General features: G+C 71.6%; 14 protein-coding genes and 1 tRNA gene. 12 read left to right on the top strand and 3 right to left on the bottom strand.

Annotation, left to right across the window (positions count from 1 at the left end; translation table 11 throughout):
- The 3 genes from QN157_08020 to QN157_08010 all read right to left on the bottom strand — a co-directional run.
- Nucleotides 1–651 (bottom strand): PEGA domain-containing protein (locus QN157_08020; protein MDR7555537.1); only part of this gene is annotated, 651 nt, incomplete at its 3' end.
- Nucleotides 652–1,156: 505 nt separating this feature from the next.
- Nucleotides 1,157–1,681 (bottom strand): DoxX family membrane protein, encoded by a 525-nt coding sequence (locus QN157_08015; protein MDR7555536.1) that lies wholly within the window; start codon nt 1,679–1,681, stop codon nt 1,157–1,159.
- A 27-nt stretch (nt 1,682–1,708) separates the two neighbouring features.
- Nucleotides 1,709–1,799: transfer RNA gene (locus QN157_08010), tRNA-Ser, on the bottom strand.
- Between the two features lie 301 nt (nt 1,800–2,100).
- On the opposite strand from QN157_08010, the gene QN157_08005 reads away from it, so the two are divergent.
- From QN157_08005 to QN157_07950, 12 genes are all read left to right on the top strand, one after another.
- Nucleotides 2,101–3,681, top strand: a complete 1,581-nt coding sequence (locus tag QN157_08005) for an ABC transporter substrate-binding protein (protein MDR7555535.1) — start codon at nt 2,101–2,103, stop codon at nt 3,679–3,681.
- Nucleotides 3,682–3,742: 61 nt separating this feature from the next.
- Nucleotides 3,743–4,660, top strand: a complete 918-nt coding sequence (locus tag QN157_08000) for an ABC transporter permease (GenBank protein MDR7555534.1) — start codon at nt 3,743–3,745, stop codon at nt 4,658–4,660.
- Nucleotides 4,661–4,662: 2 nt separating this feature from the next.
- Entirely contained in the window at nt 4,663–5,571 is a 909-nt protein-coding gene (locus QN157_07995; GenBank protein MDR7555533.1) for an ABC transporter permease, read from the top strand.
- 272 nt (nt 5,572–5,843) lie between these two features.
- Complete coding sequence (gene pruA, locus QN157_07990) at nt 5,844–7,394, top strand: L-glutamate gamma-semialdehyde dehydrogenase (GenBank protein ID MDR7555532.1); 1,551 nt, start codon at nt 5,844–5,846, stop codon at nt 7,392–7,394.
- Nucleotides 7,395–7,579: 185 nt separating this feature from the next.
- Nucleotides 7,580–8,431: a class I SAM-dependent methyltransferase gene (locus QN157_07985; GenBank protein ID MDR7555531.1), complete on the top strand. Its 852-nt coding sequence runs from the start codon at nt 7,580–7,582 to the stop codon at nt 8,429–8,431.
- A gap of 234 nt (nt 8,432–8,665) precedes the next feature.
- A complete protein-coding gene (locus QN157_07980; GenBank protein ID MDR7555530.1) occupies nt 8,666–9,421 on the top strand; it encodes an SDR family NAD(P)-dependent oxidoreductase in 756 nt (251 codons plus the stop codon).
- Nucleotides 9,422–9,578: 157 nt separating this feature from the next.
- The gene (locus tag QN157_07975) at nt 9,579–11,165 is read left to right on the top strand and encodes an ABC transporter substrate-binding protein (protein ID MDR7555529.1); all 1,587 of its coding nucleotides are present in this window, start codon (nt 9,579–9,581) and stop codon (nt 11,163–11,165) included.
- Nucleotides 11,166–11,338: 173 nt separating this feature from the next.
- Nucleotides 11,339–12,892 (top strand): ABC transporter substrate-binding protein, encoded by a 1,554-nt coding sequence (locus QN157_07970; protein ID MDR7555528.1) that lies wholly within the window; start codon nt 11,339–11,341, stop codon nt 12,890–12,892.
- Between the two features lie 184 nt (nt 12,893–13,076).
- Nucleotides 13,077–14,021, top strand: coding sequence for an ABC transporter permease (locus QN157_07965; GenBank protein ID MDR7555527.1), 945 nt, complete (start codon nt 13,077–13,079; stop codon nt 14,019–14,021).
- Nucleotides 14,014–14,934, top strand: a complete 921-nt coding sequence (locus tag QN157_07960) for an ABC transporter permease (protein ID MDR7555526.1) — start codon at nt 14,014–14,016, stop codon at nt 14,932–14,934. Before QN157_07965 ends, QN157_07960 begins: the two co-directional genes overlap by 8 nt.
- Before the next feature lie 39 nt (nt 14,935–14,973).
- Nucleotides 14,974–16,182 (top strand): FAD-dependent oxidoreductase, encoded by a 1,209-nt coding sequence (locus tag QN157_07955; GenBank protein ID MDR7555525.1) that lies wholly within the window; start codon nt 14,974–14,976, stop codon nt 16,180–16,182.
- 203 nt (nt 16,183–16,385) lie between these two features.
- A complete protein-coding gene (locus QN157_07950; protein MDR7555524.1) occupies nt 16,386–17,819 on the top strand; it encodes an HD-GYP domain-containing protein in 1,434 nt (477 codons plus the stop codon).
- Nucleotides 17,820–17,889: the final 70 nt, after the last annotated feature.

Here is a 17,889-nt window from a genome sequence, read left to right as displayed (position 1 = left end):
GCCCAGGCGAATCCGCCGGATCACGGGCCGGAAGCCCGTTTTCGTGATCCTGAGCGCGTAGACGCCGGGCGGCACGCCGTCGAGCGTCAGGCTGCTGGCGCCGACCCGCCTGCCGTCGAGCTCGATCCACGCGCCGGTCGGGACGGTGTGGATGCTGAGCGTGGCGGCAGGCGGTGCGCCCGGCGCAAGCCTCGCTGTAGCCGGCGCTGCAGACGCGGGCGGCCTGGCGGGGACAGGCGCTGGGGCAGGCGCTGGCAGGACGCCGGGGATGGGCCCTGCGGCAGGCGCATGAGGGACCGGCCCCGCGCCAAGCGTGCGCGCTGCCGGTGGGGACGCGGCGGGCAGCACCCGGTCGGCGGCGCCGCCGCGCAGGCCCCCGCGCGCGACGAAGAGTCCGGCGGCGGTGGCGATGACCAGGCCGGCCACCACCACGTAGGAGACCCACGCGCGCCGCCGGACCGTGTCGCCGTGGGCCCTGTCATGGTGTTTGTCCGCGGGCGTAGCCGCGGGGGTCTCTGATTTTTCGGCCGCTTCATCGAACCCGGCGTCCCGGCCGAGCACCGCGTGCCCGGCCTGGTGCGCAGCCAGCTCCGACTCCCCGGCCACTTCCTCGAACCCAGCGTCCTCCAGTACGCGAGATCTCCCGTGCACGTCAGAACGGCCTGCACCCCCGGCGGGTTCAGCGAAAACCGCGTTCCCACCCAACGCTCCGGTAGGACCTGCAGCCTTTGCGGGCTGCCCGGCCTCTTGGGCCGATTTCCTGACGTCGTCTGCCGGTTGGTAATTGCGTGCGAGCTCTGCCGGTTGGTTGGGGGCGTAGAGCTGTTCCGCGATACCGGTGCCGCTGTCCTGCGCTGGCTCCCGACCGACGTCCGCACGGGTGCTGGGGGGCTCGGCTGGAGACTCGGCTTGCGGTTCCCCGGCGGTGCCGCGCGCCCCGAATGCGTAGAGGCTCTCGCCACAGTACTCGCACGTCAGCGCACCCACGCGCGTGGCTGGCCGACCGCAACCGGGACAGGGGCGGCCGTGCAGCAGCGCCCAGCACTCCCGGCAGAACTTCAGGTCGGCCGGGTTGGCCGCACCGCAGTGCGGGCAGGTGACGGTGAGGGTCTCCACGGCGATGTCCCGAACTCTTCTCTGCCCGCTCCGGGCGCGTTCAAGGCGTGGGGAGGAGGCCGACCCAGGGCCGCCGGGTGTCGTCCGCGCGAGTCGACGCCGACAGCCGCCCGCCCCGCACGGTGGCACCGATGACCAGCCCGGCGGCGATCAGCACCAGGTTCTTGAGGATGTACTGCCCCTCGAGCGTGGGCGCGTAGGGGAGGCGCACAAACGTCTCCCCGGGGAAGAGCACCAGGGGCGTGATTGTTCCCAGCATCTGGAGCCAGAGCAGCAGCAGCGTCGTCCGCAGCCAGACCCCCAGCAGCAGGCCCACGCCGATCCAGGACTCCCAGACCGCCAGGATCGGGACGGCCAGGTGCGGCGGCACCAGGCCGAAGGTCAGCGTGTGGATGGTCTTCCCGGCGAGCTCCTGCGCCGGGCTCAGCCCCGGGAAGAACTTGAGGAGGCCAAACCAGAGGAAGACGGTCCCCAGGCTGAGGCGGAGGGCCACGATCCCGTAGCGGGCCATCCAGGAGGTCAGCGCCCGGTCGACGGCGTCGACCCCGGCACGGACGCGGTCCACGATCTTCGACCTCCAATCACGGGCGACTGGCGGAGAGGGTGGGATTCGAACCCACGAGGGCTTGTGGCCCTAACGGATTTCAAGTCCGCCGCCTTCAACCGGGCTCAGCCACCTCTCCGGCGCCCATTATAACAAGACGGCGCGGGAGGACTGCCGGGGCGACCGGCCAATCTCCAGGGCGCCACGGCCCGGGAGGATCGCACGCACGGGCCGCCGCGGCGGGCGTCGCGTTGCCCGGCTCGACGCCGACATGGCGGCGATCTCTCCCGGCACCGGACGCGCCGCCCGGCCCCTGGCCTGGAGCCAGCCGATGGTCAAGGGACGGGTCGGGGAGGTATGCTGTTGGTGCCGCCGCCGGGTGCGCCGGCGGTGCGGGCTGCCGACGTGGTGCGCGAGGTGATCCACGAGGAGGGATCCAGATGAAGGCACTGACCGCTCCAGCCACGATCGCCGTCGCGGTGACGCTGGCCCTGGTGGCCGCCATCACCCCCGTCAACTACGCCCAGGGGCGCCCGGTGGTCGTCGCCACCTCGGGCGATGCGGAGACGATGGACGCGGTCATGAGCGCCATCAGCACCACCTTCAGCATCCAGCGCCACGTGCTGGAGCCGCTGGTGGACAACGACCCCGACGCCAAACTGGTGCCGGTGCTGGCCACCCAGTGGCGCGCGCTGGACGCCCTGACCTGGGAGTTCAAGCTGCGCCCCAACGTCCGCTTCCACAACGGGGAGCCCTTCAACGCCGAAGCCGCCAAGTTCAGCATCGAGCGCGCGCGCGACCATCCCAAGTCGCTGCTCAAGGCCTACGTGAGCCTGATCAAAGAGGTGCGGGTCGTCGACAATCTGACCCTGCGCTTGGTCACCACGGAACCGTCGCCCGACCTGGTGGCGAACCTAGCCAACAACGTCTTCATGTACCCGCCGCGGTACACCCGCGAGGTGGGCGACGACGGCGTGGCCAAGCGCCCCGTGGGCACGGGCCCCTACCGGTTCGTCGAGTGGATCCGGGACGACCGCATCGTGCTCGAGGCCAACCCCACGTACTGGGGCCCCAAGCCGCAGGCGACCCGGGTCACCATCCGGCCCATCCCCGAGGGCGCCACCCGGGTGGCAGCCCTCCTGGCGGGCGAAGTGGACGTCATCGAGAGCCCGCCGATCCCCGACATCCCGCGCATCGCCCGCACCCGCGGGTTCAAGGTGCTGCGCAAACAGGGGCCGCGGTTGATCTTCATCGCCATGGACACCCACCGGGACCGCGGCGGCCCGCATCCGCAGTTCAGCCCCGGCCTGCCGGCGGGCCAGCCCAACCCGTTCAAGGACGTGCGGGTGCGGCAGGCGATCTACCACGCCATCAACAGCAAGGAGATCGTCGAGCAGGTGATGCAGGGCGCCGCGGCGCCGGCCGAGCAGATCCTGCCGCCCTTCATGTACGGGTACAACCCCAAGGTGCGCCGGCCCATCTACGACCCGTCGCGGGCCAAGCGCCTGCTGGCCGAGGCCGGGTACCCCAACGGCTTCACGGTGCGCCTGGACGTCACCACCGACCGCTACGTGAACGACCGGGAGGTAGGGCTGGCGGTGGTGGGCATGCTCAAGCGCGTGGGCATCGACGCCCAGCTGAACGGCATGCCCCGGGCCATCTACTTCCCCAAGATGCGCGCCTTCGATACCTCGTTCCAGATGAGCGGGTGGCTGACGTTGATCTCCAGCACCAACTGGGCAGCGCTGCTGGGGTGCGTGGACCCCAAGACGGGCTACGGCCGCGCCAACTACGGCCGCTACTGCAACCCCGAGCTGAACCGCTTGATCGACATCATGCGCACCGAGATGGACGAGAAGAAGCGCCTGGAGGCGTTCTACAAGGCGGCCGAGCTGAACCGACAGGACGTGGGGAAGATCCCGCTCTACTTCGAGGAGCTGATCCGCGCGGTGAAGGAGAACATCACGATGCCCGTCCGCGTCGACGAGTCGATCCTGGCCCACGAGATCACGTTCCGGTAGTCCCGTACGCCGGGCGGGGGCGGCAGGCCGCCCCCGCCCGGTGGCCCCCCACAGCCAGCCTATGACCCGGTACCTCGCGCATCGCTTCCTGCAGATGCTCGGGGTCTTCCTCATCATCTCCCTGGTGGTCTTCCTCCTCCTGGTCCTCACCGGCGATCCCATCGAGCTGCTGCTGCCGCCGGCCTCCGACCTGGCCCAGGTCGAGGCGATGCGCCGGCAGCTCGGCCTCGACCGGCCGTGGTACGTCCAGTACGTGAAGTTCCTGACCAGCGCGGTGCGCGGCGATCTGGGCGAGTCCTTCTACTTCCGGGAGCCGGCCATCCGGCTGGTCCTGGAGCGGTTGCCGGCCTCGCTGGAGCTCGTGGTCTGGACCATGGCCATCTCCACGGTCGTGGCCATCCCGCTGGGCGTGCTGGCCGCCACCCGTCCCGGGACGTGGCTCGACCGGGTGATCCTGGTGGGCTCGCTGGTGGGCATCTCGGCGCCGACCTTCTGGATCGGCATCGTGCTCATCGCGCTCTTCGTGGTCTCGCTGGGCTGGCTGCCGTCGTCGGGCCGCGGCGGCTGGGAACACCTGGTCCTGCCGGTGGCGACCCTGGCGTTCTACCGCGTCGCCCTGTTCGTGCGCCTGATCCGGGCGGGCATGCTGGACGTGCTGGGCCAGGACTACATCCGGACCGCGCGGGCCAAGGGTCTCTTCGAGCGGCTGGTGATCTACCGCCACGCGCTGAAGAACACCTTGATCCCCTTCGTCACCATCGGCGGCATCCAGATGGGCGGGCTGGTGGCGTTCGCGGTGGTCACCGAGCGTATCTTCGCCTGGCCCGGCATGGGGCGCCTGCTGCTGATCTCCATCGAGCGCCTCGACTACCCGGTGGTGGTCGCCTACGCCATCGTCACCGCCGCCCTCTTCGTCGTCATCAACCTGACCGTGGACCTGCTCTACGCCCTCATCGACCCGCGCATCAGGTACGAGTGACCATGGCGCGTCTTTTGAGCCAGCAGGCGGCACAGACGGTTGCGGGCCAGCGGGTCGCGGGGCGGGCCCACTGGGCGTGGCGGGCGCTGCGCACCAGCCCCACGGCCCTGGCCGGCGTCGCGCTGCTTGGGGCGATGGCGGCGCTGGCAGCGCTGGCGCCGTTGCTCGCGCCGTGGGATCCCCAGGCGCAGGACCTCAGCCGGCGCCTGCAGCCGCCGTCATGGTGGGTCGGGCCGCACCCGCTGGGCACGGACGCGGTGGGCCGCGACCTGCTCAGCAACATCCTCTACGGCCTGCGCGTGTCCGTGACCTTCGGCCTGGGCTCCATCGCCATCTCGGTGGCCCTGGGGGTCGCGGCGGGGGTGGTCGCCGGTTACTACCGCGGGCGTCTCGACGCCGTCCTGATGCGTGCCGCCGACATGCAGCTCTCGCTGCCCTTCCTGCTGGTGGCCCTGGCCGCGGCCGCGATCTGGGGCCGCGGGCTGGGCAAGCTCATCGTCGTGGTGGGCGTCATCGGGTGGGCGGAGTTCGCCCGCACCGTGCGGGGGAGCACGCTGGCCGTCCGCGAGAAGGAGTTCGTCGAGGCGGCACGGGCGCTGGGCGCCCTCGATCACCGCATCATGGTCCGCCACATCCTGCCCAACGTGCTGACTCCCGTCATCGTCCTGGTCTCGGTCGCCCTCCCGCGGGTGATCGTCACGGAGGCCACGCTGTCGTTCCTCGGCCTCGGCGTGCCGCTGACAACGCCGTCGCTCGGCCTGCTGATCGACGGCGGCTACAAGTACCTCTTCTCCGGGGCCTGGTGGCCGTCGATCCTCCCCGGCCTGGCGCTCATGCTGCTGGTGGTCGGCATCAACCTGGTGGGCGACTGGCTGCGCGACGCCCTGGACCCGCGCCTGACGCGCCGCTGAACCCTCGCTGGGCTACTCCGCGGCGTACCCCGCCAGCAGCAGGCCGGGCGGCGTTTGGGGTGCTCGAACGCCCGTCTGACGGGTGGCACGGCGCACGTTGATCGCCGGCGGACGGCGCACCGCCCCCGCCCCTCCCACCATCGCTGCGCTGCGCCGATGCCTGGCGCCTGCCGTACTGGCGTGGCTCACGGGCGCGCGCTGGCGCACTTCGGCGAGCCCCGACGCCGTGGCGCCCGCTATAATGGCCGTGGACTCCCCGTGCGAGGTGGACCATGGCGCTACCCGAGTTCCGCAACGAGCCCCCCACTGACTTCACCCTGGAGCCGTCCCGGCGCGCGATGGAAGAGGCGCTGGCCGCCGTCGAGCGCGAGCTGGGCCGCGAGTTCCCGCTGATCATCGGCGAGCGCCGCGTGCGCACCGACGACAAGTTCACGTCGTGGAACCCGTCGTACAAGACCCAGGCGGTGGCCCTCTGCCAGCAGGCCACCGCCAGCGAGGTCCAGACGGCCGTGGAGGTCGCCGAGCGGGCCTTCCAGACGTGGGGCCGGGTGCCGGCCGAGGAGCGCGCCGCGATCCTGCTGCGGGCCGCGGAGATCCTGCGGCGGCGCAAGTTCTGGGCGGCCGCCTGGCAGGTCTTCGAGGTGGGGAAGAACTGGGCGGAGGCCGACGCCGACGTCGCCGAGGCCATCGACTTCATGGAGTACTACGCGCGCGAAGCCCTGCGCTACGCCCGCGGCCAGCCCCTGGGCACACACCCGCAGGAGTTCAGCGAGTACGTCTACCTGCCGCTCGGCGTCGTGGCGGTCATCCCTCCGTGGAACTTCCCCCTGGCGATCCCGGCGGGCATGGCCGTCGCCGCCATCGCGGCCGGCAACACCGTGGTGCTCAAGCCCAGCAGCGACTCGCCCGCCAACGCCTACGTCCTCCACGAGGTGCTGGACGCCGCCGGCCTACCCCCCGGCGTGCTCAACATCGTGACCGGCCCCGGCAGCGCGGTGGGCGACCCGCTGGTGGCGCACCCCCGGGTGCGCATGGTCGCGTTCACCGGCTCCAAGGAGGTCGGCATCCGGCTCTACGAGCAGGCGGCGCGGGTGGTCCCCGGGCAGATCTGGCTCAAGCGGGTCATCGCCGAGATGGGCGGGAAGAACGCCGTGATCGTCGACGAGAGCGCCGACCTGGACGAGGCCGTGGCGGCGGCGGTCGTCTCGGGGTACGGCTTCCAGGGCCAGAAGTGCTCGGCCGGCTCCCGCCTGGTGGTGGTCGACGGCCGCTACCGCGACGTGCTCGACGCCTTCGTGGCCAGGGTCCGCGACCTGCGCGTGGGCCCGGCGCGCGACAACTTCCCAGTGGGCCCGGTCATCAACGCGCGCGCGATGCACACCATTCTGGACTACATCGCGATCGGCCGGCGCGAAGGTCAGCTGGCGGCCGGGGGCGAGCCCGCCGACGGCGACGGGTTCTTCATCCAGCCCACGGTCTTCGCCGACGTGGCACCCGACGCGCGCATCGCCCAGGAGGAGATCTTCGGCCCGGTGGTGGCGGTGATCCGTGCCCGCGACTTCGCCCATGCGCTGGAGATCGCCAACGGCACCGAGTACGGCCTCACCGGCGCGGTCTTCTCGCGCGACCCCATGCACCTGGCGCTCGCCCGGCGCGAGTTCCACTGCGGCAACCTCTACCTGAACCGCAAGTGCACCGGCGCGCTGGTGGGCGTGCATCCGTTCGGCGGGTTCAACATGAGCGGCACTGACGCCAAGGCGGGCGGCCCCGACTACCTCGGGTTCTTCCTGCAGCCCAAGGTGGTGTCGGTCAAGTACCGATAGCCTTTCGTTTTTGGCAGCGCCCGCCGTGAGCGCAGGAGCCGGGCGAGAGTTCACAGGGATCGTCGTCAAGTATCGGTAGTTTTTCGCCGCCGGCGGCACGGGGCGCCGACGGCGTCGGCCCGGCGGCGGGGATGCCCTGGTCCGGGCAGGTGCGACGCGCCCCGGTGGTGTATACTCGTGGGCACATGGAGACCCAGACCGGCCACGAGATCTCCCGCGCCGCGCCCAACGGCGACGAGGGCGACCGTTTCTCCTTCGCCAAGTTCGCGGCGCATCCGTTCTTCCGCGAAGTGAACGAGTGGCTGGTGGCCCGCGCGCGCATCCGCCCGGGCAGCGACGTCGTCGACCTGGGCTGCGGGCCCGGGGCGGTCACCGAGATCATCCTGCGCCACATGGGCACCCCGCCGGCAGGACGCGTGTACGCCGTCGACCCCTCGGCCTCCGCGTTACGGCTGGCCGCCCAGCGCATCCAGTCGGCGATCGTCAGGTTCATCCAGGGGACGGCCGAGCGCATCGCCAGCCTGGTGCCACAGGTGGACACGGTGGTCTTCTGCAACGCCATCCACCTGGTGCCGGACAAAGCGCAGGTCGTAGGGGCCGTGAGCAAGATCGTCCGCCCCGGCGGGGTGTTCGCCTTCAACACCTCGTTCTTCGAGGGCGCCTACCCGGCGGAGACCTACCGCTTCTACAAGCTGTGGGTGCTGCGCGCGGTGCGGTGGCTGAAGGAGCAGGGGCACACGGTGGCCCGGGGCGTGAAGGCGACGGCGATGCAGTGGCTGTCACCCGACGAGTACCGCGCGCTGCTGGCGGCCCACGGGTTCGGCGAGACCGAGATCGCCTTCCAGGAGAAGCGACTCACCTGCCAGGCCTGGGAAGACATCAGCGAGTTCTCCCTGTTCATCGAGGGGGCGCTGCCGGGCGTCCCGCTGGACCTCGGAGCCGAGGCGCTGAAGGTGGGCGTGCGCCAGGCGTTCCGCGAGCTGGGTCTGCAGTCCGTCCCACGCATCTGGCTGCAGGCGATCGCCCGGCGCGTCTAGTATCTTCGTCCGGGCTCGTTTGGAATCTCGGAATCTCCGCCAGGGCCGGACCGGCAGCACCGGCCAGGGGCACGCGGTTGCCGCCCCTCGCGCCCCTGGTGGTAACCACGGTCGTCGTCCGCCGGTCCGGACACACGGCCCGCATCCCGGTGCGGACGCCGCTCGCTGGGCCGACGGCGAACTGGCGGGCAGCCACCGCGACGGGTGACACGACGTCGGGAGTCGACCACCGCGATGGACCTTGCATCACACGTCGCCCTGGTCACGGGCGGATCGTCGGGGATCGGCCGGGCGATCGTCGGCGCGCTGGCACGCGCCGGGGCGGCCGTGGCCTTCACCTACCGCAGCAACGCCGCGGGCGCCGACGCGGTCGTCGCGGAGCTGGCGGGTGTGGCGCCGGTGGTGGCCCTGCAGGGTGACGTCGCCGTCGACGCCGACGTCGCCCGGGTGGTCAGCACCACCGTGGAGCGGTGGGGTCGCCTCACCATCGTCGTCAACAACGCCGGCATCATCCGCGACGCCCTGGCCCTGCGCATGAGCCCCGACGACTGGCAGGCCGTCCTGGACGTCAACCTCTCGGGCGCCGTGCGGGTCTGCCGGCACGCGGTGCCGCACCTGCGCGCCGCAGGCGGCGGCCGCATCATCAACGTGGCGTCCATCGCCGGCGTCGTGGGCAGCCCGGGGCAGGCCAACTACTCCGCGGCCAAAGCCGGGCTGATCGGCCTGACCGAGGCCCTCGCGCTGGAGCTCGCCCCCTTTGGCATCACGGTCAACACGGTGGCGCCGGGCGCCATCGACGCCGGGATCGTCGCCACCCTGCCCGAAGAGCAGCGCCGGCGCCTGATCGAGGTCATCCCCCTGGGCCGCATGGGCACCGCGGCCGAGGTGGCCGCTGCGGTAGCGTTCCTGGCGAGCCCGGCCGCGGGCTTCATCACGGGACAGACCCTCATCGTCGACGGCGGCGCCACGATCCGGGCCTGGCGGGGGTGAGCGCGCGTCGCCTCGGACTCGTGGGGCGCGGGCACGGCCGAGCCCGCACGATGGCAGGTGGCGTGCACAGCGAGAGGGAGACGCATCCCACATGCTGAAATAGCGAGCACGGGCGCGCCGACTTCGCAGTGCACTCGCTTCGCGGCGGAGGGACGAGATGAGAGACGAGATGAGAAAGGACAGGATACGACCACCCCTGACCGGCCGTCTCTGGCCCCTGCTCGTCGGGCTGGCGCTGGTGCTGACCACGCTGCCTGTGGCGGCGCAACAACCGACGCCCCGCCGGGGCGGCGTGCTGCGCATCGCGCACATCGGCGAGCCACCCACGCTGGACCAGCACTGGACCACGGCCGCCATCACCGGCCACATCATGCACCACGTCAACGAGGGACTGTTCGCCCTCAACAGCAAGTTCGAGCCCAAGCCGATGCTGGTGGAGAAGTGGACCACGAGCGGCGACCGCCTGACCTACACCTTCACCCTGCGGCGGGGCATCAAGTTCCACAACGGCAAGGACCTGACCGCTGACGACGTGGTGGCCTCGCTCCAGCGCTGGGGCCGCATCGCCACCCGGGGCAGGGCGCTGTTCGCCAACGTCGTCTCGGTGACCGCAGCCGATCCGCTCACGGTGGTCATGAAACTGCGGGAGCCCTACGGCCTGCTGCTGGTGGACCTCGCGCTGCCCGGGCAGTCGGCGGTGATCTTCCCCAAAGAGGTGATCGACGAAGCGGGAACGGGCCAGGTGCGCCGCTTCATCAGCACCGGGCCCTACCGGTTCGTCGAGCACCTGCCCGACCGCCACATCCGGCTCGACCGGTTCGAGGGCTACCAGGCCCGCACCGAGGAGCCCGACGGCGCCACGGGCCGCAAGTCCGCCTACGCCGACTCGATCTACGTCATCCCGGTGCCCGATGCCGCCGTGCGCATCGCGGGCGTCAAGCGCGGCGAGTACCACTTCGCCGAGACGATTCCTTCGGACGAGTACGACCGGCTGCGGGCCGACCGCGACCTGGTGCCGTTCGTCACCGAGGTCCCCAACTGGCTGACCGCCGTGTTCAACAACCGCCAGGGCCTGATGGCCAACACCAAGATCCGGCAGGCGTTCCAGGCGGCCCTGGACCACGAGGCGGTGATGCGCGCGGCCTACGGCAACCGACGCTTCTGGCGGCTCGACCCGGGCCTGATGCCCAAGGAACACTACATGTGGACCGACGCGGGCAAGGAGTTCTTCAACCAGAAGAACCCGGCCCGCGCCCGACAGCTCCTGGCGGAAGCCGGCTACCGCGGCGAGCCCGTGCGCTGGATCACCACCATGGAGTACGTCGCCTACGGCACAGCAGCCCAGGTGGTCAAGCCGATGCTGGAGCAGGCGGGGTTCACCGTCGACCTCCAGGTCGTCGACTGGGCGACCCTCGTGCAGCGCCGCGCCCGGCCCGAGCTGTGGGACGTCTTCAGCACGGCGTTCTCGTTCGTGCCGGACCCGGTCTTCTTGCTGGCCCTGCAGCCCACGTGGCCTGGCTGGTTCGACAACCGGGACCTGAACGCGATGATGACCCTGCTGCGCCGTCACGCGGACCCCAAGGTGCGCAAAGAGATCTGGGCGCGGGCCCAGAAACTCTGGTACGAGCAGGCCGGGTCCATCAAGTTCGGGGACTACTTCCTGCTCCACCTGCACCGCCGGGAGCTCAAGGGCTATGTGAACCTGCCGACCCACGTCTGGTGGAACGCCTGGCTGGAGCGGTAGCGCCGGGCCCCGCACCCCATAGGCGCCGGCGGGGCCGCCTGGCTGGCTGCGTCGGACCCGGGCTCCCGTCAGCGGTCGTCGGCGCACGGGCCGTGTGGATCGGGAGGGGCTCCCGGACCCCGATCCTGCTCCGTAGTATGGTGATACAGGAGCACTCCGCAGGAGGTGCGACGATGCGTGGAAAGCCCACCGTCGCCGTGGCGTGCATCGCGCTGGCTGCGGCGCTGCTGGTCGCCGCGCTGCCCGCCCCCGCCCAGGTGCGCCGTGGTGGTATCCTGCGCTACGCCCACTACGCCGAACCGCCCACCCTGGATATCCACTGGACCACCGCCGCCATCGTGGGCGACATCACCCGGTTCATCTACGAGGGCCTCTTCACCCTGAACAGCAAGAGCGAGCCGGTCCCGATGCTGGTGCAGACCTGGCGGGTCTCGCCCGACCGGCAGCAGTACACCTTCGAGCTACGCCGGGGCGTCCAGTTTCACCACGGCCGCGAGCTGACCGCCGACGACGTGGTGGCCTCGCTCCAGCGCTGGGGCCGCGTCGCGTCCCGGGGCCGTGAGCTGTTCCGCCAGGTGACGGCCCTGACCGCGACCGACCGGTACACGGTGCAGCTACGGCTCGCCGAGCCCAACGCCCTGGTGCTCCCCACGCTGGCGTTCCCGGGCCAGTGGGCGGCGATCTACCCCAAGGAGGTCGTGGACGAGTACGGGACCAACGTGGTGCGCAGGTTCATCGGCACGGGGCCCTACCGTCTGGCCGAGCACGTCCCCGACCGCCACATCCGCCTGGAGCGCTGGGACCGCTACCAGCCCCGGGCCGAGCCCGCCGACGGGCTGGGCGGTGCCCGCCCGGCCAACTTCGACGCGGCGCTGATCATGCCCGTCCCCGACCCGGCGGTGCGCATCGCCGGCGTGCAGCGGGGCGAGTACGACTTCGCCCACGCCGTCCCGCCCGACGAGTACGAGCGCCTGCGGCAGGATCCCCGCGTGGTCCCCTTCGTGGAACCGTCGGCCTCGTGGCTGCTCGGCCAGTTCAACAAGCGCCAGGGCATCATGACCAACAAGACGCTCCGTCACGCCGTGCTGGCGGCGCTGGACCTCGAGAAGATCATGGCCGGTGCCTTCGGCCCGCGGGCGCTGTGGCGGCTCGACCCCAGCCTGATGCCCAAGGAGACGGCGTTCTGGACCGATGTCGGCAAGGAGTACTACAACCAGAAGAACCCTCAGCGGGCGCGCCAGCTCATCGCCGAGGCAGGCTACCGCGGCGAGCCGATCCGCTGGCTGACGTCGCCCGAACGGCCGACCTACTTCGACGCGACCCAGATCGCCAGGGCGCAGCTGGAGGCCGTGGGCCTGCGCGTCGAGCTCGTGACCACCGACTGGGCTACGCTGCTGACCCGCCGGACGCGGCCCGAGCTGTGGGACATCTTCACCACCGGCATGCTGGCGCCGCTGACGGATCCCACGCTCATCCTGGCCATCCTGCCCACCTGGCCGGGGTGGTACGAGAGCCGTGAGGTGGCGGGCCTGCTGCGGCTGCTGGCCCGACACGTCGACCCCAAGGTGCGTTACGACTTCTGGAAGCGCGCGCAGAAGCAGTTCTACGAGGACGCGGCGGCCATCAAGTTCGGCGACTTCTTCGTGCTGCACCTGCACCGCCGCGAGCTCAAGGGCGTGGTGGGGGCGCCGATCATCGACCTGGGCACCGCCTACCTGGAACGGTAGCCTGCCGCGGTGGTCGTCGTGCAGACCATGGGGAGGATCGTCGACCGGGGCACCGCCTCTCCGGACCGGGAGGGGCGCGGGCGCCACCAGCCGGGGACCGTAGGGGCGCATACCCGGACGACGCCCCCGTACCTGCCCGCTGCCGTCCCCGCCGGGTGGGCCGCCGGCCGGGCGCGCTGAGTACATGCTCGGGTACGTCGTCCGCCGGTTGCTGGCCCTGGTGCCCGTGCTGCTCATCGTGGCCACCGTCGGGTTCTTCCTGATCTACCTGACCCCGGGCGATCCGGCAGCCGTGATGCTGGGCCCCGACGCGACCCAGGAGGACCTGGCGAACCTGCGGCAGCTGATGGGCCTGGACCGCCCGCTGCTGGTCCAGCTGGCGCGCTGGTACAGCCGCACGTTGCGCGGCGACCTCGGCTACTCGATCTTCCTGCAACGCCCGGTGCTGCAGGCCATCGTCGAGCGCCTGGAGCCGACGCTGCTGCTGACGGTCCTCTCGCTGGCCATCGCCACCGCCATCGGCATCCCGGCGGGGGTGGTGGCGGCGGTGCGGCGCAACTCGTGGATCGACCAGGCGTCGATGGGCGTGGCGCTGTTCGGGGTCTCGATGCCGAACTTCTGGCTGGGCCTGAACCTCATCCTGATCTTCTCGGTCTGGCTGGGCCTGCTGCCGGTGGCCGGCTACGTGCCCGTCGAGCAGTCCCTGGCAGGGGCGCTGCGCTCGCTGGTGCTCCCGGCGGTCACCCTGGGCTTCTCGGGGTCGGCATTGATCGCCCGCATGACGCGCTCGAGCATGCTCGAGGTCCTGGGCCAGGACTTCATCCGCACCGCGCGGGCCAAGGGCAACGCGGAGCGGCGCGTGGTCTTCCGCCACGCGCTGCGCAACGCCATGATCCCCACCGTCACGGTGATCGGGCTGGCCATGGGCGGGCTGCTGGCCGGCGCCATCGTGACCGAGACCGTGTTCGCCCTGCCGGGCGTGGGCCGGCTGGTCATCTCGTCGGTGCTGCGGCGCGACTACCCCGTGATCCAGGGCGTGCTGATGTTCATCGCGGCGATCTACGTGCTGGTCAACCTCCTGATCGACGTGCTCTACGTCTACCTCGACCCGCGGGTGAAGTATGCGTGAAGGCGTGACGTCGTCGGAGCCGGCGGTCGCCCCGGGTGCCCGGGCGCTCCCGGCCCTGCCCCGCCCGGCATCGCTGGCCACCCTCGTGGTCCGCGGCCTGCGACGGAGCCGGTCGACGCTGGTGGGGGGCGCGGTCGTCCTGGCCATGGTGCTGGTGGCCCTGCTGGCGCCCGTGCTCGCGCCCTACGATCCGCTGGAGATCGACGTGCCGCAGCGGCTGCTGGGGCCCAGCCGGGCCCACCCCATGGGCACCGACAACGTCGGGCGCGACATCCTCAGCCGGGTGATCTACGGCGCGCGCGTCTCGCTGCTGGTCGGCAGCCTGGTGGTGGGGTGCGCTGCCGGCGCGGGCATCGTCCTGGGCCTGACCGCGGGGTACTCCAACCGCGTCGACCGGGTACTGATGCGCATCCTCGACGGGCTGATGGCCTTCCCCACCACCCTGCTGGCCATCGCGCTGATGGCAGCGCTGGGGGCCCGCCTGTCCAACGTCATCATCGCCCTGGCCGTGGTCTTCACCCCGCGGGTGGCGCGCGTGGTGCGCGGCGTGACTTTGGTGGTGCGCGAGCTCGACTACGTGCAGGCCGCCCAGGCCCTGGGCGCCACCGACGCCCGCATCCTGGCCCGCCACATCCTCCCCAACTGCCTGGCGCCGGTGATCGTGCAGAGCACGTTCATCTTCGCCGAGTCGGTGCTGGCCGAGGCCGCGCTGTCGTTCCTGGGGGTGGGGCTGCCGCCCTACATCCCGTCGTGGGGCACCATCATCACCACCGGGCGCATGTTCATGCAGACCGCGGCGTGGATCACGATCTTCCCCGGCCTGGCCATCCTGGTGACGGTGCTCGGGCTGAACCTGCTGGGCGACGGCCTGCGCGACCTGGCCGACCCGCGGCTCCGGGGACGGTTGGGCTAACAGGGGCTGCACCCTCGCGCGGTCGCCCGGGAGCGCGACGTGACGCTGTCACTGTGGCTCGACGAGCCGTCCCCGGCGCGTCCGGCGCTGCGCGGCGACGTCCGCGGGCCGGTGGCGATTCTCGGCGCGGGGCTGACCGGCGTCGCCACCGCCTACTGGCTGGCCGCGCAGGGCGTGGCCGCGGTGGTCCTCGAGGCGGCGGTCGTTGGCGCCGGCGCGACCGGCCGCAACGGCGGCTTCCTGCTGGAGGGCACCTCGCCCGACTTCGCCGACCTCGCGGCGCGCTACGGGCGCCAGGCGGCCCGCGACCTGTGGGCGTTCACCGTCGAGAACCGGGAACGCCTCCTGGAGGTCTGCGCGCGCGAGGGGCTTGCGTGCGGGCTCGAGCGCGGGGGCAGCGTCGCGCTGGCCGCCTCGCCTGCAGAGGCGGCCGCGCTCGAGCACAACGCGCAGCTCCTGGCAGAGGACGGGTACCCGTCCCGGTGGCTCGACCGCACGGCCGTGCGCACGCTGCTCAACGGCGCGCGGGCGGCCGATGCGTTCGTGGGAGGACTGCTGAACCCGCGCGACCTCGGCATCCACCCGGTGCGGCTCACGCGCGGGCTGGCCGCCGTCGCCGAGCGCGGCGGCGCCCGCATCTACGAGGGCACGCCCGCCCAGGCCCTCGCCGCCGAGGGGGCCGCGTGGACGATCACCACGCCGGCCGGCACCGTGCGGGCCGAAGCCGTGGTGCTGGCGCTCAACGCGTACACGGTCCTGGTCGATGCCACGTGGCACAGGCTCGTCCGGCCCATCCGCGGCCAGATGCTGGCCACGGCGCCGGTGCCAGAGCGCCTGTTCACCCACCTGTGGTACGCCCACGGCGGCGTCGACTACTGGCGGCAGCTGGCCGATGGCCGCGTGGTGCTGGGCGGCCTGCGCCGCCTGGCGGCCGATGAGGAGGTCGGCACCGACGACCGGCTGCACCCGCGGATCCAACAGGCGCTCGACCGCTACCTGCGCGACCTGGGAGTACCGCCGGTCCCGGTCACCCACCGGTGGAGCGGCATCCTTGGCCTGAGCCCTGACCGGCTGCCGCTCATCGGCCCCGTGCCCGACCGCCCGGGGCTGTTCGTGGCCGGGGGCTACTCGGGGCAGGGCCTGGCCTTCGCCTTCCTGGCAGGTCGCATGCTGGCCGAGTTGATCACTACCGGTACGACGGCGTATCCCCGCCTGCTCTATCCCGCGCGCGTGGTGTGCCGCCGGTAGCAGCCGCATCTCCTTCCGGGCGCAAGCCACACCCAGCCAGGACGTCCTGCGCGGGCGTGCGGCGGCCAGCGCTGGAGGGTTCGCGTCCACTCCGAACGTTGGGTCTAGTCAACCCGCAGTCTGGGAACTCCAGGGAGCGCGAGGGGCCTGCACGGTCGGTCAGGAGAGCCGTCGATCAGCAGGGCCGCGCGGGGGGCGTCGGCGTGCGCAAGCGGAACCTCAAGATCATCGGCTGGGGCCCGGTCGTGGCCGCGCTCGTCCCCCTGGCGCTCTTCGAGTACCTCCGGAGCTTCACGGGTGCCGACCCGATCCTGCGTGTGCCGCGCCACCACTTCGTCATCGTGAGCGTGGCCTCGCTCCTCGCCGGTCTGATCGCCGGGGCGGTGGGCCTGGCGGCTCGCCGCCAGCGGAACATCGAAGCGAGTTTCCTGGCCATGGCGTTCATGTCCCTGGGCCTGCTCTTCTCGATCCACGGACTGGCCACGCCAGGGTTCTTGTTGCCACCGTCGCCGTTGCCCGGTGCGATGGCACAGCTCAGCATCCTCCCCACGGCGGCCTGGCTGTTGCTGTCCAGCAGCCCCTCGGACCTGCGGGGGGTAGCCTGGCTTGGCCGCTGGCAAGGACTCCTGATCCCGCTCTGGGGAGTCTGCTTGCTGGCGATCGGCGCCGCGAGCCTCGTCTTCCCCCACGCGTGGGGCCACGCGCCGCTGAACCTCCCACCCCTGGTCTGGCCCATGGCGGTCGCGGTCATCGTGATGCTGCTGGTGGCCGCAGCGCGCTACTGGTACTCCTACACCTACTCCCGGTTCCCGCTGCAGCTGGCCATCGTGCATGCCTGCCTGTGGCTCGCCGTGGCCCAGTGGATCATGATGAACGGCACGCTGTGGCGCCTGAGCTGGTGGCTCTACCACTTCCTGTTCGTCGCGGCCACGGCCGCCTTGATCGTGGGCATCGTCTGGCAGTACGGGCAGGGGACCACGCTGGTCGCCGCCGTCCGGGGCCTCTTCCTGGCGGATCCCGTGGAGCGGGTGGCGGTGGGCCTCTCCAGCAGCGTCCGCGCGCTGGTGGCGGCAGTCGAGGCCCGGGACCGGTACACCGCCGGCCACGCGCACCGCGTCACGGTCGCGGCGCTGCAGGTGGCGCAGGCGATGGGCCTCTCCGGCGACCAGCTGCGCGCCCTGGCGCAGGGCGGCATGGTCCACGACATCGGGAAACTCGACGTGCCCGACGCCATCCTCAACAAGCGCGGCGCCCTCACCGCGGAGGAGCACGTGGTGGTGCGACGCCACCCCGTGGTGGGCCATGAGATGTGCAAGCGGTTGGGGTTCATGAGGGAAGAGCTCGAGGTGATTCGCCACCACCACGAGCGGTGGGACGGCTCCGGCTATCCCGATGGGCTGGCCGGCGAGGCGATTCCCCTGCTGGCCCGCATCCTCGCCGTGGCCGACGTGTACGACGCGCTGACCTCCGACCGGTCGTACCGCGGTGCCTGGCGGCCGGAGCAGGCGCACGCCTACATCGTGCAGGCGGCCGGCCGGGAGTTCGATCCAGAGGTGGTCCGGGTCTGGCGCGCGCTCCATGCCATCCCCGCCGGGTCCCGCGAGCCACCGCGCGAGCCCGTCGGCGCCCTCCACTGAGCAGCCGTCCCGCGCCCTGCGCTGGGGTTACAGGCCCCGCCGACGTCCTGCGCGATACGCAGGCGTCGAT

Source organism: Armatimonadota bacterium (genome assembly GCA_031459855.1).
GTDB lineage: Bacteria > Sysuimicrobiota > Sysuimicrobiia > Sysuimicrobiales > Humicultoraceae > Fervidifonticultor > Fervidifonticultor primus.
The sequence above is the reverse complement of the archived record's forward strand: the minus strand, read 5'-3'. Positions and strand labels throughout refer to the sequence as shown.